Origin of the sequence: Halioglobus sp. Uisw_031 (genome assembly GCF_047729875.1) — a bacterium.
GTDB lineage: Bacteria > Pseudomonadota > Gammaproteobacteria > Pseudomonadales > Halieaceae > Marimicrobium.
The window spans coordinates 3417141-3432616 of the sequence record NZ_CP159826.1; the positions used below are offsets into that span (position 1 = coordinate 3417141).

Genomic DNA, 15476 nt, shown 5'->3' on the forward strand with positions numbered 1-15476 from the left:
CTGGCAATAAAGCTAAGTCAAAAATCAATGTCAGTGTTGCCTGACGTTAGTCGCTAAAAGCAAATCAGATAGCCTTTACCGCTTTCTTCAGTCAGCGGTATCATTGTACGCTTGGAGCGAAAAACAGTGCCTATGCCGCTGCTGAACAATGCCTTTAGAATCGTCGAGCCCCTATCGCTCACTAGCGTATGAAATACAGTCAGGATATGATGCCGACAGTGCCTTACTTAGACTGAGGTGATCGGTTTAAATCGACGATGTCGGGGATCCCCGCTTACGTAACAGCAATCAGGTTGATGCAAGCAATGGCTAGTAGAAAAGAGACACAGAAACGAAAAAGCGTTAAGGCTTTTGACCAATCAGTATTAAATGCTGACACCTTTGACGAATGGCAGGCGCTAGCTGAGGATTATGACCGTCAGAGCGGCGGTGCTGTCTGGCGCGAGAAGGACGACTCTTCGCTTTATGACGCCGTCAGTATCAGCACACGCTTGCAACGGCTGCGCAGGTTACGCAAGTCTGGGAACAACCATGGCCTGCTGTTCGCGCTGAGTGAAGGCATACACGGTAATATGGCTGGGATGGGCAATGCAAAGCTGTATCAGAAGGCTAAAGCTGGGACAAAAGTTCTGATCAAGGACTACATCGACGAAATCTGCGATGCACTTACATACTTTTCACCAAGGTCTTTCAAGGGGATTCCTTGGGCAGATCGCCTGGAGTTTTTTCAGGGTGCCAGTCATTGCTATGGCCGCTCTGCACTCATGCTGAGCGGAGGCGGCACTCTTGGGTATTTTCACTTTGGCGTTTTGAAGGCCCTCATTGAGCAAAAACTGTGCCCAGTAGTGATTTCTGGCGCGAGCGCTGGTGCATTCGTTGCCGCAATCGTCGGCTCCCGCAGTGACGAGGAGTTTCTGGCGCTATTCGACAACAACACACTCGCGCGAGCGCTCACCGAAAACAACGACAGCATCAGAATCGGCTTTGGCATGAGCGAGAAAATTGATATGCGCGCGATAAAGCGGGAGATGGCCAAGTTAATCCCCGACATGACGTTTAAGGAGGCCTATGAGAAGACCGGGCGCAGCATCAATATCTCTATTTCACCTGCTGAACCGCGCCAAACATCGCGCCTGTTAAACCATATTGCCTCGCCCAATGTCACCCTCCGGTCGGCGGTGCTGGCCTCCACAGCATTGCCCGGGGTCTTTCAACCCGTGCAGCTGGAGGCGCGCAATGCCGACGGAGACATCAAGCCCTACCTACCATCCCGTCGCTGGATAGACGGCTCGTTTTCACAGGATTTACCGGCCAAACGTCTCGCCCGCATGTACGCGGTCAATCATTTCATCGTTTCTCAGGTCATGCCAGGCCTCGGCCGAGAAACGAACACGAAACCCGGACTGCGGAAAATTGTTTCGGATGCCTCAGTGGCAGCGACGAAACAGATCGTGCGCGGTTATCTCGATTTCTTTCAACGCTATGGCAAGGTGGGGCCACAGATGGGCACTGGCATGAACGCCATCAATGCACTGCTAGACCAGCAGTTCACCGGCGATATCAATATATTCCCCGGATATGGCCTTTCGAGCCTCGGCAAACTGCTAAAAATGATGTCCGAAGAAGAAATGAGGGATTTGATCAAAGCCGGAGAGAGGGCTACCTGGCCCAAAGTACCGGTCATCAGCCTCACAACCCGCATTGGTCGCACCTTGGATGGCATTCTCCACTCTTTCGAAAGGGATGAAGCCTACTGGTTGCGTACGGCACCGAAAAAAAAGGCGTCACGCAATACCACGACGCAGCGCAGGGCTAATGGCCACGACCCGGCGAAAAAGCAAAGCAGGAAACCGGTAACCGCCGCTATGAAGCAGAAGCATCAAAGGAAATCTGCCGCGTAGATCAATCATGCCGATAGCTGTTATTGCGGGGAGCCTGCCTAAGACGGGTACACGCTCGCTATCAGTCCGCTATTGATTGTGCCATGGTTCTGGCAGAGAATTGAGGGCAGTTATCGCAAACCTCACGAGCGGCGCGCATCACATGTCATCCATTGAAGTTCAACAGCTGGAAAAATCTTTTTCCAGCGATGCCCAAGCGCTCTTTGCCGGATTATCATTTACGCTTGATGGCGACGAGTGCCTGTGTCTGCTCGGACCTTCGGGCTGCGGCAAGACCACACTGCTGCGCCTACTTATGGGCCTTGAACAACCCAGTAGCGGTACGATACACGTGAATCCTGCCCTGAGTGCGAAAATGAGTTATGTGTTTCAGGAACCGCGCTTGGTACCATGGCGCACGTGCCTGGAGAATGTACTTTTACCTCTGGAATTAACTGCTGAAAACAATCCCGCTGCACGTGATCGCGCAGTCGAATTGTTGCAAAAGATTGGACTTGGCGATCGTCTTGAGCACTTCCCAGATCAACTAAGCGGCGGCATGCAAATGCGCGTTGCGCTGGCACGCGCCCTGATCACGCAACCGAAAATTATTCTCCTTGACGAACCGTTTGCCGCGCTCGACGAGCGAACTCGCTTTCACATGCAAGACTTATTACTCGAGTTGAAAGCGCGCTTGCAACTGCAATATATTTTTGTCACCCACTCGATCTCCGAGGCCGTCTATCTTAGCGATCGAATTTTATTGCTAGATAATACAGGAGCCGCTAGGGACATTCGTTCACTTCCCTTTAAAGAGCGCAATCAGCCCCTAAAATTGACACCGGCGTTTAACGATATAGTGAAAGAATATTCCAGCCTATTTAGCGACATGGAGGACAGCATGAAAAAATCTAACGCTGCCCAGTCGAAGCAATGATCACCACAATAAGGCAATGGATAGCGGATAAACTCCCAGCGTGGATTTTTCTCGCAGGGCTGTTATCAATTTGGCAATTAATCGTCGTACAGAAATGGGTGGCATCCTATCTGCTGCCCTCTCCCTTGCAGATTTTTGATACCACGCTAGAAATGTGGCCGGATATTTTCGCAGCGACATTGAGTACCGCACAGTCAATTCTTTGGGGTTTAGGATTAAGTTTAATCATCGGCGTGTCCTCGGCACTGATCTTTTTTTCGATCCCGATTGCACGCCGCGCAGTATTGCCCTTTTGCATTTTTTTTCAAACTGTCCCGATAATTGCCATTGCTCCTCTGCTGGTGATCTGGTTCGGTTATGGCCAGCCGACGGTCAATGCTTCAGCCTTCATTGTGTCGTTGTTTCCAATTCTCGCCAATACGTTAACCGGACTTCAAGAAACCGACCCCCAGTTGAAGGAATTATTTAGATTGTATAAGCCATCACGGTGGCAACTGGTTTTCAAATTGCAAATACCTTCTGCGATTCCCTACATCATTACCGGTATAAAAATATCTGCTGGACTCGCCGTGGTCGGCGCCATTGTCGGGGAATTTATTGCCGGCGGCGGACTTGGGAGCCTCATTGATGCGGCGCGCACTCAGCAGCGTGTAGACCTTGTATTCAGTGGCGTATTTATGTCGAGCGCCTTGGCATTGTCGCTAGTCTATACCATCAATTTAGTGACCGGCCTACTCTTTCGGAACAGGCCTTACTTAAGGAAACAATAATGCGAAAATTTTTAGGATTTTTGTTCGCCGTTGCCTGGAGCACGCAGTTGCTAGCGCAGCAGATAGGGTCGACCGCACCTCTGGTTCTCGCATTGAACTGGAAGCCTGAACCACAGTTCGGAGGCTTCTACGCCGCGCAACTACGGGGCTATTATCGGGACAATGCCCTTGACGTAAAAATTATCGAGGGAGGTTCTGGCACACCAACGATTCAAATGCTGGCGGCCGGGAAGATCGATTATGCGGTTGTTTCAGCGGATGAAGTCGTCATCGCACATGCGCGCGGTGCCACTAATATCGTCGCGTTATTCGCCACCTTTCAAATTAGCCCACAAGCCATTATGACGCATGCCCAGCGCGGCTTCACATCGATCGAAGAAATCCTGCATAGCGATGGCGTTTTATTGTGGCAGGCCGGCCTGCCTTACAGTCAATATTTGAAGAAAGAGTACTCGCCTATCGAGGTGTTTACAGCACCGTATCTCGGAGGCATCGGCAGTTTTCAAAATGACAGCAAGGTTTCACAGCAATGTTTCATCAGTAGCGAGCCGCTGACTGCGCTAGCGGCGGGACTCAAGATCAACACGTTTTTAGTCGCCGATACCGGCTACAATCCCTACACCACGGTGTTAGCCACTACTCGTGAACGCTGGAAAGCCTCCCCATCTGAAGTGAAAGGCATGATAGCCGCAGTGCGCAGTGGTTGGAATGATTATCTGGAAAAGCCGGAAGAGACCAATCGTGCAATGCAGGCGCTCAATAAGGCAATGTCGGCGGTTACTTTTACGCACAGTGCGCAAGCGCAGCAATCATTGATAAAAACGGACACCACCGCACGCGTCGGCGAAATGACGTTGGCACGCTGGCAGACGCTGGGCGATCAGCTGCTTGATCTAAAGATAATCCAGAAGCCGGTGTCGGCGAAAGACCTTTTTATTGATTTGTAACCTAAAAAAGCAGCTTCCAGAGGGCGACAATATAGTTCGGCATCTATAAGAAGCAATGCTTGGACAACAATGCGCGGGGACAATCTGTCGCCGTATGCGCAATCATCACCCAATAGCGGGCAGTGAAAGTGGCCGAAATTGGCCACCACCAGAGCAAGCGCTATACTTAGTCACCGCGGCAGAAAGCCGCTAGGTCGCGGGCAGTATCCCGACTGATATCGGGGCAACACATCGGAAATATCTCTGTCCCATGAATGGTGCCCATCACCTGCCGGCAACGCGCGTCAACGCCATTTTTTATCAGTAGGCGGTAGAAATTTACGCCTTCGTCACGCAGCGGGTCACATTCATTCACACTGATGACAATCGGGGGCAACCCAACCACATCATCGTCCTGTGCAAAACCAGGCCATGCTAGGGGATTACGGTTTTCCAATTCTTCAATGCCATAAGCCATTGCGCCGTTATTGTTATGCAGATCCAATAGCAAGCCATTATTCTCTGTCGAAGACGGGTTTTGAGGCAACGGCCAAACCCCTGCGATATAAGGACACAACGCATAAAGTCCCTGAATGAGACCAAGCATACCCTCACGCTTCAGTCGCATTCCGGTGGCCAGTGTTAAGTTCCCGCCACCGCTCTCGCCGGCGACAATAATTCTGGCAGCATCGATACCCAGTGACTCGGCCTGCCCGGACAACCATTTTAAACCCGCAACGCAGTCATTCAGTCCCGCCGGATAGGGAGCCACTTCTTCTGCGGAAGATGGCGTCAGAGCATTACGGAAATCCACCATAGCGACAGCGATTCCCTGCGCAGCAATAATCTTGCCCCATGCCCGATAGTTACCATCAAAACAGGACATCGCCTGCATGCCACCTCCGTGGATATAGTAAACACAGGGGAGACGCTCTTCCGACTTAGGTCGGATAAACTGAATCAAGATTTTATTCTCGTCCGGTACAGAATTAAATTCCAGTGTGCTGATTTCCAACCCTTCAGAAGGCGCAATCTCCGGAGTGTCACACAGCTCCATAAAACCTCTAAGCCCCTCTGCCATCTCCAGTGCCTGGGGGCTGTTGGCCCGCTCGAGCATTTCCTCGCGGCTATTGACGTTCGAGCCCGGAGGCAACAACATGCCCCCCATCAAAGCCTTGATGCGCGGATCGATACGGGGGTCATCATTCATATTGATATTGCTCATAGCACGCCTGGTCTCTTGTGTTAGGTAAATACTCGGTTTTTAGTGCTACTGTGCATCCGCCAAATCAAGTAAATCGCGTACTTCGCGTTTTACGAATTTTCCGTTGGCATTGCGCGGCAGCGGCGCATCCACGAGCCATATGTAGCGGGGTATCTTATAAGACGATAGTGTCTCCCTCAGATATGCGCGCAGTCCCTCCGTATCTACAGAACCCACTTGCGTCAAATAAATGGCTGCCGCAACCTCCTCTCCCAGGCGCTCGTCTTCAACACCAAAGACTACGCACTCTGCGACTGACTCGTGCTCAAAGAGTGCACTTTCTACTTCCGCACAGTACACGTTTTCACCGCCACGGAGCACCATATCCTTGGCGCGGTCTACAAGATAGATGAACTCATCTCCATCCATATATGCGACGTCGCCCGTGTGAAGCCAGCCATCCGTTATCTCCTGGGCCGTGGCCTCGGGTCGATTCAGGTAGCCTTTTATGACGCAGGCACCTCGCACCCAAAGTTCCCCAGCCTCACCGGTTGCAACGGTATCGCCAGTTTCATTCACACACTTGGCTTCAAAGGTGGGTAACGCACGGCCAACACTTTCTGGGCGGTCCACCAGATAAACGTCCGATAAGACTGAAATAACGCCGCAGGTTTCCGTCATACCATAACCGGCACCTGGCGCCGCATTTTTCATTACTTTATTCATTTTACGCGTCAGATCAGGCTGCACTGCGGCCCCACCACCGCCCATACTTTTAAGGCTGGAGGTATCCCTAGTGGCAAAATCAGGATGAAGCATCATTTCGCGTGACATCATAGGCACGGCACTGAAGGTCGTCACCTTTTCCTCCTCGATAATACGCAGTGCTTCGCCAGCATCCCATTTGTACATGTGTATTAATTTACCGCCTGTAGCGGCGATCCCTTGTGCCACACAGTTATTACCCGTCACGTGAAATAGAGGAGTGGCAACAAGCGCTATAGGGATCTGCTCGGGATCCATTGTGCCTTTCGCTTCGACACCTGCCCTGGCCAGGGCGGTGGACTGCAAAGTACGATTAAAACCGATATTCATCAAATTTGACACGCAGCCGCGATGCGTTAATTGAGCACCCTTGGGGGTGCCCGTAGTCCCAGAGGTGTAAAACACGCAGGCATCATCATCCGGATCGACAGACACCTCGGGCATGGCGCTCTCAGTATTAATGACCTCACGCCAGTCCACCACATTATCGGGCACGCCATCGCGCAAGCGCACTCCACAGACAATCAGACTCTGAAAGTCTTCGCGGATCTCTTCGAACCGTAAAAGACGCTCTTCATCGCAGATCATCACCTTAGGCTCCGAATCTTTCAATGCGTAGTGCATCTCCTTTGGCACCCACCATGCATTCATACCAACGACAGCAGCACCCATCGACACAACGGCCCAATAGGCCAGCATCCACTCCGGATAGTTTCGCATAGCAATGGCAACTCGATCACCGGGTTGCACACCCTGTGTCGAAAGCCAGTTGGCGATGGATGCCGTCATTTCATGAGCTTGCGTGTACGTGTAACGTTCGTCTTGGAACACAAGATATTCCCGATCCTGATAAGCAGCAGTACCCTGCCAGATCTCACGTAAAGATGCAGGCGCGTGTTTATAGCTGCGCACTGGATAGCCGCGCACTTCTAGGGTTTCGATCTCAAATAATTGCCCGGCGGCCGTCAATTCGTCCCAGACATTCCTTAACTCATCGTACATTCGGCTACTGCTCCAAAATGTTTATTGCGTATCACTCAGAATAGCCGCGACACCGATATCCATCAATAGATAATTCGAATTTAATCGACCATCCGATGGCCGGCATATTAGAGCGACAACTTCCGCAGTAGCGAGCTATGAGTTCACCCAGACTGCAACCGGCCTATCCGACGTTTTTAGGAGGCAGGAGAGGCGATTCTCTAAGGGATAGTGGACACACTTCTGTTTACGCAGAACTTTCTACTAAATCATCAAACAAAGGTTTAAAATCCCCGCTCACAAGCTTTGTCGAGAAGGCTCCCGTGGACAGCTGAAGACTCTGTTCAGCAGTGGAGGTTTTTGGGCTCATAACAGTATCAGGTGTCTAAGATGAAGAGATGGAATGGTTGGGGCGACGACGACAATGCGCTTGACTATGAATTGAGTGCTGCGGCCTTGCGCTTTCTGGAGGGTCTAATCGGGGAATCCAAGCCTCTTCCAGATGCAAGCTTGGAGCACGTTCTGGCCACTGTGCCCGCGTCGCGCCTTCCACCAGACGATCTCTACAGCCTAGATGCAGAGGACCGATTGCGGCACGCCCGTGGTCAAAGTCTACCAGATTGGCTTGCGTTACGGAGTGGCGCGGTGGGTGTTTTCCCCGATGCCGTAGCGTTTCCGCGCAGCACTGAGGAGGTTCGATCCTTACTTCAAATGGCAAACGAACGGCAGATTGACATTATCGCCTATGGCGGCGGCACATCTGTAGTCGGGCATATAAATCCGGAGGAAGACGGCCGCCCAGTGCTGACCATCGATATGACGCGCATGGATCAACTCATGAGCCTAGACAAAGAGAGTCAAATTGCGACCTTTGGGGCAGGCACTATCGGGCCCCGCGTGGAAGCACAACTCAAAACTGAAGGCTATACTTTGGGGCACTACCCACAGTCTTGGGAGCTTTCTACTATTGGGGGTTGGGTCGCCAGCCGTTCCAGTGGCCAGCAGTCATTACGTTATGGGCGTATTGAGCAGATGTTCGCCGGAGGCCGCATCGAAACGCTAAAGGGCACTTTGGATATTCCCACGGTTCCTGCTTCATCAGCGGGACCCGATGTGCGTGAATTTTTCCTCGGCACAGAGGGGCGCATGGGTATCATTACCGAGGTTAAAGCCCGCGTAACACCGTTACCCGAGCAGGAATCTTTTCACGTATTATTTTTCCCCACCTGGGAGACTGGACTGGCCGCAGTGCGTGAAATCGTCCAGAGTAAAATGCAACTTTCCATGATGCGCCTGAGCAACCAAATCGAAACTTTCACACAGCTTCGGCTAGCGGGCGGAGCTCAGGTAATTACCTTACTGGAGAAATATCTCAGTTTACGTGGAGCCGGTGACAATAAAGTTATGTTCACATTCGGTGTCACCGGATCTAAAGGCCAATGTCAGTCAGCACTGAAGCTTACCCGCCAAATTGCCAAGCGTCATGGCGGTGTAGGCGCCGGCCCTGCGCTAGGAAAAAAGTGGGAGCACAGCCGATTTCGCTCGCCTTATTTACGCCATGGATTGTGGGATTCCGGCTATGCCGTTGACACCATGGAAACTGCTATCGACTGGGTGCGAGTGCCCGAGGCAGCAGCAGGAATTCAGGCTGATATTACCAACGCCTTGTCAGACGAGGGAGAAGCTGTGCATGCCTTCACGCATCTTTCTCATTTCTATGGTCAGGGCTCAAGTATTTATACAACGTATATATTTCGCTGCGGCAGCGACTACGAAACAACCTTGGCTCGGTGGGAAAAACTGAAGGCGGCCGGTGCTGAAGCCATTGTCCGCTTTGGTGGCACTATCAGCCATCAACACGGGGTAGGAAAAGATCATGCAAAATATCTATCCGCAGAAAAAGGTGAGCTGGGCATTGAAGCCATTCAGACTCTGGTAGAACTGTTTGACCCACAGCAACAAATGAATCCAGGTAAGCTAGTTCCCTGAATGATATTCGATAACACAAAGGCTTAACAATGAACGTGCGAAGTACCACTTTTACTGATCGGAAGGCACTTTGGAAGACGCTCCAGCAGGGAGACTCTAACTGGGACATGGTGATTGTCGGCGGCGGCATTATAGGTGCTGGCATTTTACGCGAAGCCGCCAGGCGAGGGATTAAGGCCTTGCTGGTAGAACAACAAGACTTTGCCTCGGGCACATCCAGCCGATCATCCAAAATGGTTCATGGTGGCCTGCGCTATATCAGCCATGGGGATATTAAGCTGACCAAAGACTCTCTTCGTGAACGGGAGCGGCTATTGCGAGAGGTCCCAGGACTCATCGACCGCATGGGGTATTTTTTCACCCTTAGAAAAGGTCAGTTTCCCGGGCGGTTTGTGTTCGGTCTTTTGCTGGCCCTATACGACTGGTTAGCGGGCATCAAAAACCACCGGTACTTCAACAAAGCCTCAGTCCAGCAGCAGTTTTCTGGCATCAACAGTCACGGGCTCAATGGCGCCATGTATTACACCGACACAGTGACAGACGATGCGAGACTAGTACTGCGCGTACTTCAGGATGCTACGGAGGCAGGGGGCGTTGCGGTCAACTACATGAAAGTTGAATCCTTGCTCAAGACAGAGGGGCAAGTAACAGGCGTAGTCATCAAGAATACCGAAAATACAGAACAGGTTGAAATACAGTGTAAGTCGGTCGTTAACGCAACTGGAGCCTGGGCGGACCGGCTAAGAAATGAAGTTAACTCGGAAAAGCGTATTCGACCCCTGCGTGGCAGTCATCTTGTGCTTCCAATGTCGAAGCTCCCTGTAGAGGACGCGCTGACTCTTTTTCACCCTGTTGATAAACGTCCGGTGTTTATATTTCCGTGGGAAGGCACCACGGTAGTGGGTACTACAGATCTTGATCACAATGAAGATCTGGATGAAGAACCGGTTATCAGTGAACAAGAACTAGCGTACCTGCTGGAAGCCGTGGATGCACTTTTCCCACAACATAGCCTGTCTCGAGACGACATTCTTTCAACCTGGTCGGGGGTCCGCCCAGTAATAGGATCGGATGAAGCGAGAGATCCTTCAAAGGAAAGACGAGACCACGCGGTATGGCATGATAAAGGGCTTGTGACGGTCAGTGGAGGCAAGCTCACCACCTTTCGCCTGATCGCACTGGATGCCATTAAGGCGGCAGCCGAAACGCTTGGCAATATCGAGATACTGGAGAGCGATGATTGCATTTTCAAAGCCCCCGGGATTACAGCGACCGAACTCAACATAGCAGACCACCAATGGGCTCAACGGTTGATCGGCCGTTACGGGAAGCATGCCAAGACCCTGATGACTGAGGCTACCGATGCAGAGCGTTTGCCTATAGAAACTACGGCATTTTGCCTAGCGGAGTGCCGCTGGGCTGCACGCAATGAATCGGTGGTGCACCTGGATGACTTAATGCTGCGTCGCACTCGACTAGGCTCAATATTGGAACATGGAGGGGAAAGTCTGTTTCCGGCTATTGAACAGATTTGTGCGCAGGAACTGAACTGGGATGCCGAGCTTTGGAAAAGGGAACTGTCGCGCTACCGAGAGATCTGGAGAACACGCTATTACCTGCCAGGCGCATAAGAGCCAACCAGAAAGAGCAACCGCATGAGCAATAATAAAGAGTATGTACTGGCGATAGATAATGGCACGCAAAGTGTTCGAGCGCTCGTTTTCGACCTCGAAGGTCAACTGGTTGCTAAAAGCAAAGTCGAGATAGAACCTTATTATTCGAATCAACCCGGTTGGGCTGAACAGGATGCTGATTATTTTTGGGCCAATCTTTGTAAAGCCTGTTGTGCGCTCTGGCCACAGCTCGATTTTCCAAAAAGTGCTATTAAAGCGGTCGCCCTGACCACGCAAAGGGCAACCATTATTAATCTCGACCGTGATGGGAAACCGCTGCGCCCAGCCATCGTCTGGCTTGACCAGAGGCTGGAGCAAGATTTGCCTTCCATGGGACTGTGGAACATCCTCCTTACTTTAGCGGGAGAGAAGGACGCTGTAAGATTTTTTCGCAGCGAGGCTGAGGCTAATTGGATTAAGAATAAGCAGCCGGAAATCTGGAATAAAACAGCTAAATACCTACTACTGTCGGGCTACCTGACTTACAAACTTACAGGAAAGTATGTCGATTCAGTCGCCAGCCAGGTGGGCTATCTACCGTTTGATTTCAAGCGACATGATTGGGCCGGGCGACTCGACTGGAAGTGGCGAGCACTGCCTATTAAACGAGAGCAATTACCCGAGCTCGTCCCTGCCGGATCGCCTCTTGGCGCGATCAGTGCTGAGGCGGCACAACTGACGGGCATTCCCGAGGGCTTGCCCCTCATATCGGCCGGCGCGGATAAAGCCTGTGAAGTGCTTGCCTCAGGGTGTCTCACGCCCGACACCGGCAGTCTCAGTTACGGTAGCGCCGCGACGTATAACAGCACCAATGTCCACTATATCGAAGCGATAAAAAACGTTCCCGCCTACCCTGCTGCGATGCCCAATGCCTATAACACCGAGACTATTGTGCAGCGCGGATATTGGATGGTGAACTGGTTTAAACGTGAATTTGGTTTGCGCGAACAACGCATTGCCACAGAGACGGGTGTTGAACCTGAGTCACTGTTTGATGACCTACTTAGAGAAGCGCCTCCCGGGGCAATGGGTCTTTTGGTGCAACCTTACTGGTCTCCTGGCGTCCGTATACCCGGCCCGGATGCCAAGGGCGCCATCATAGGGTTTGGGGATGTGCACACGCGCGCCCATATTTATCGCGCCATTATTGAAGGGATTGCTTACGCATTGCGAGAAGGCAAAGAGCGCTTAGAGAAGCGCAGCGGACACAGCATTACCACCTTAAAAGTCTCCGGCGGCGGCTCACAGAGTGATGAGGCCATGCAAATTACTGCCGACATATTTGGGCTAACCGTCGAACGGCCTCATACCTATGAAACCTCAGGGCTTGGCGCTGCAATCAACGCCGCAGTCGGCGTCGGGCTCTACCCAGACTATCAATCTGCGCTAAATCACATGACACATGAAGGCGACCGCTTTGCCCCGATTGAAGAAAACGTGCGTATTTATGATCAATTGTATAAGGGGGTCTATCTGAAAATGTATGACCGGCTCAGTCCTCTGTACGGCTCCATTCGTGAAATAACCGGATACCCCTTCTAGCACCCAAGGAACCCCAGCGAAGGAGCCCGAGGAAAGATTTTGGAATGGGCTAGTCGGTGCTGACCGGCCTGAATCGAGGGCAAACGGTATCAGCTACTGCACCAAATACTCAGACAGGCCTAAGCGGCAGCTGACTCTTCTTTAACGTCTTCTTTCACGTCTTCTTTCACGTCTTCTTTATCCTCTTCAGGCTCCAGCACTGCCAATCGGGCCTCTAGCTCACTGACCTTTTGCTGTAGCTTGCCGTTTTCGGCTTTGGCCTTACTCGACGATTTTTGCAGCATTTCATTCGCTGTTGTTTTCTCAGCGAGTTTCTTTTTGCTGGCGTCCAAATTCTTTTTCATCGCTGCAGCATCGTATTGTTTCAAAGCCTTAATCTCTGCACGATCTTCCGCAAGATCTTTTTGCAGGCCTTTGATACGTTTCTTCTGCGTGGCGACTTCGTCTTCCAGCTTTTCACAACGATGGGTTAATTCGCGATTAAGTTGTTCCGTGCGTTTGTTTGCTGTGCCTTCGGCAGAGATGGTAGTCAGCTGCGCCAGCTGTTTTTCAATGACAACTTGCTGTTCTTGCTGTTTTTTAATCCCGCGCTCGATTTCGGCGGATTTTGCATCCAGTTGGTCCTGGTATTGGGATCTGAGGCTGTCTTCAAGTTCAATTATTTTTTCCAGTTTTGAGGCTGTAAGCATGTAGTGTGTCCTGCGAGTTTGTTAGTTTAGGTCGGGCAGTGGATCTGCCAAGCCCATTACTGCGGTAGATGCAAATCCGCGCGCACTATACACTAAAATGTCTTGGACTTCGAGAATTCCTCGTTTATCAATAAATTCAGATGGTTAGCGGGTCAGATTAGGTGCGGGATAGTTCACATCATCAACTGTCACCAAGCACTCCGTGCACTCGGTCCGCGGCCCATCAGGCCACCGGCTGCGGCTGCGGCCCTCTTACCAGCTTGCCTGGCATGGCACCCGTATCATGACCGTTTTCGCGAATGATCTCACCACTGCAAATCGTCAGCCGATACCCGTCAACCCGCTGTACCAGCCTTCGCGCATTAGCGGGTAGGTCATACACCATTTCTGGAGGGTGGATCGTCAGGGACTCATAATCGATCACATTAATGTCTGCCTTCATGCCTGGCGCGATTAATCCTCGATCATGCATGCCGTAGAAATTGGCTGTTGCTTGGGTCTGGCTATGGATAAGTTGCTCGATAGGAATACGCTCTCCCCGTGTCCGATCGCGCGCCCAATGGGTTAAGAGGTAGGTTGGCATGCTGGCGTCGCAAATCAGACCACAATGCGCACCGCCATCGGACAGGCCAAACACCGCATTAGGGTGCAGCATCATTTCCCGCAGCGCCTCAAAGTCACCATTGGAGTAACCCAACAGTGGCATATACAGAATTCCTTTGCCCTCGCGCTCCAACATAGTGTCGTATGCAAACTCGGCTGGGCTGCAGCCGTTCACATGTGCCTGAGCCAGAACGCTCTTCTCCGGCCCCGGCTCATAGTCAATAGGGTCACCTAGAGGGAACATATTGCCCCATGCGCTCAGCGTCTGCGTAAAGACTTCAGGCAAGCTGGCAAGGTCTGGGGGATTATCGAGTATTTCACGCCGTAAAGCAGGTTCTCGCAGCGCCACTACCCGTTTTGCCAGAGGCAACTGTGCGACTTTCTGATAGGCATCATGCAAAATAAATGGATGTCCGGAGCTCTCAAGACTGAACAACACACCAGCGGGACGCTGCGCTACCTGCGGTGTCAGCGTGCCACCGGCGGCTCGATCCTCATCAACCGCGGCGAGTAAACGTTGCCACTGCTCGGGATCACCATTGTTTTGCAGGCAGGCAAAAGTCACTGGCCGGCCCGTTTCCTGGCCCACTTGCCGCATCCATGCCAATTCTTCTTCTTCCGGGTTCAGGTCACTGGCCACTTCAAGCACACCATAGCCAACTTCACCCAAAACACGTCCAATCCCTATCACTTCCTCGCGATCTGCGGTGGTGCCCGGCGCGAGTTCTCCGTCTTTTGCGCGGTGCAAAATCGTGCGTGTGGTAGAAAAACCAAGAGCGCCGGCCTCAAGCCCTTCTTTAACAATTGCCGCCATGGCGGCGACTTCCTCAGCGCTGGCCTTCTCATTATTCGCCCCCCGATCGCCCATAACATAGGTACGCACAGCGCCATGGGGAACCTGGGCGGCGAAATCAATGGCGTGGGGTATACTTTCAATAACGTCCAGATACTGTGGAAATGTTTCCCACTTCCAATCGATGCCCTCAGCGAGCGCGGCGCCCGGTATATCCTCGACACCCTCCATAAGTTGTATTAAATAGTCTTCTTTACCTGGCTCAACAGGCGCAAAACCTACTCCACAGTTGCCCATAACAACCGTCGTCACGCCATTCCAGCTTGAAGGGGAGAACATAGGATCCCAGGTAACCTGACCATCATAGTGTGTATGGATGTCGACCCAGCCAGGCGTGACCAACAAGCCGGTAGCATTAATTTCCTTTTTGGCCGGTCCGATATTCTTACCAACCGCAACAATGCACCCTGCTGTTATCGCTACATCACTGTGCTGACCCGGTGCGCCACTACCATCTATCAGCGTTCCATTACGGATAACCATGTCGTACATAAGAATTTTATCTTCTTTAAAGAAACGGATACCGACAAGATAGCTCAATTCTCGGAGGAATGCCTACATGCATCTGCGCTGAAAAACTCAACCGTACCAACCACTTCAGCGGTTCATGGGCGGAGCTCTGCAATTCTGCTATCCAATCCCAAGGGTGGTCCAGGGCCTGCGG

The 15476-nt window shown here is 51.8% G+C and carries 11 protein-coding genes; 7 read left to right on the forward strand and 4 right to left on the reverse strand.

All coding sequences use genetic code 11. The annotated features are described in order from the left end of the window. The first annotated feature begins 305 nt into the window (after positions 1–305). The 4 genes from ABXT62_RS15445 (at position 306) to ABXT62_RS15460 (ending at position 4534) form a co-directional block, all read left to right on the forward strand. Positions 306–1901, forward strand: coding sequence for a DUF3336 domain-containing protein (locus ABXT62_RS15445; RefSeq protein ID WP_415356185.1), 1596 nt, complete (start codon positions 306–308; stop codon positions 1899–1901). A gap of 142 nt (positions 1902–2043) precedes the next feature. Further along, positions 2044–2817 (forward strand): ABC transporter ATP-binding protein, encoded by a 774-nt coding sequence (locus tag ABXT62_RS15450; RefSeq protein ID WP_415356187.1) that lies wholly within the window; start codon positions 2044–2046, stop codon positions 2815–2817. Beyond that, complete coding sequence (locus tag ABXT62_RS15455; protein ID WP_415356188.1) at positions 2814–3587, forward strand: ABC transporter permease; 774 nt, start codon at positions 2814–2816, stop codon at positions 3585–3587. The genes ABXT62_RS15450 and ABXT62_RS15455 overlap by 4 nt, the downstream gene beginning before the upstream one ends. Continuing rightward, positions 3587–4534: an ABC transporter substrate-binding protein gene (locus ABXT62_RS15460; protein ID WP_415356190.1), complete on the forward strand. Its 948-nt coding sequence runs from the start codon at positions 3587–3589 to the stop codon at positions 4532–4534. The genes ABXT62_RS15455 and ABXT62_RS15460 overlap by 1 nt, the downstream gene beginning before the upstream one ends. A gap of 166 nt (positions 4535–4700) precedes the next feature. Here the strand turns inward: ABXT62_RS15460 and ABXT62_RS15465 are convergent, their stop codons facing one another. Together ABXT62_RS15465 and ABXT62_RS15470 are read right to left on the reverse strand one after the other, a co-directional pair. After that, a complete protein-coding gene (locus ABXT62_RS15465) occupies positions 4701–5738 on the reverse strand; it encodes an alpha/beta hydrolase (protein WP_415356192.1) in 1038 nt (345 codons plus the stop codon). 45 nt (positions 5739–5783) lie between these two features. Continuing rightward, positions 5784–7484 (reverse strand): class I adenylate-forming enzyme family protein, encoded by a 1701-nt coding sequence (locus ABXT62_RS15470; RefSeq protein ID WP_415356194.1) that lies wholly within the window; start codon positions 7482–7484, stop codon positions 5784–5786. Positions 7485–7853: 369 nt separating this feature from the next. On the opposite strand from ABXT62_RS15470, the gene ABXT62_RS15475 reads away from it, so the two are divergent. From ABXT62_RS15475 to ABXT62_RS15485, 3 genes are read left to right on the forward strand one after another with little or no spacing between them, the layout of a single operon-like run. Beyond that, a complete protein-coding gene (locus tag ABXT62_RS15475; protein WP_415356195.1) occupies positions 7854–9452 on the forward strand; it encodes an FAD-binding oxidoreductase in 1599 nt (532 codons plus the stop codon). A gap of 29 nt (positions 9453–9481) precedes the next feature. After that, positions 9482–11083, forward strand: coding sequence for a glycerol-3-phosphate dehydrogenase/oxidase (locus ABXT62_RS15480; protein WP_415356196.1), 1602 nt, complete (start codon positions 9482–9484; stop codon positions 11081–11083). 24 nt (positions 11084–11107) lie between these two features. Beyond that, positions 11108–12667, forward strand: coding sequence for an FGGY-family carbohydrate kinase (locus tag ABXT62_RS15485; protein WP_415356197.1), 1560 nt, complete (start codon positions 11108–11110; stop codon positions 12665–12667). Between the two features lie 119 nt (positions 12668–12786). Here ABXT62_RS15485 and ABXT62_RS15490 read toward each other — a convergent pair whose 3' ends face one another. Then, entirely contained in the window at positions 12787–13356 is a 570-nt protein-coding gene (locus ABXT62_RS15490; protein ID WP_415356200.1) for a hypothetical protein, read from the reverse strand. Between the two features lie 223 nt (positions 13357–13579). After that, positions 13580–15304, reverse strand: coding sequence for an N-acyl-D-amino-acid deacylase family protein (locus ABXT62_RS15495; RefSeq protein ID WP_415356202.1), 1725 nt, complete (start codon positions 15302–15304; stop codon positions 13580–13582). Between the last annotated feature and the right edge of the window lie 172 nt (positions 15305–15476).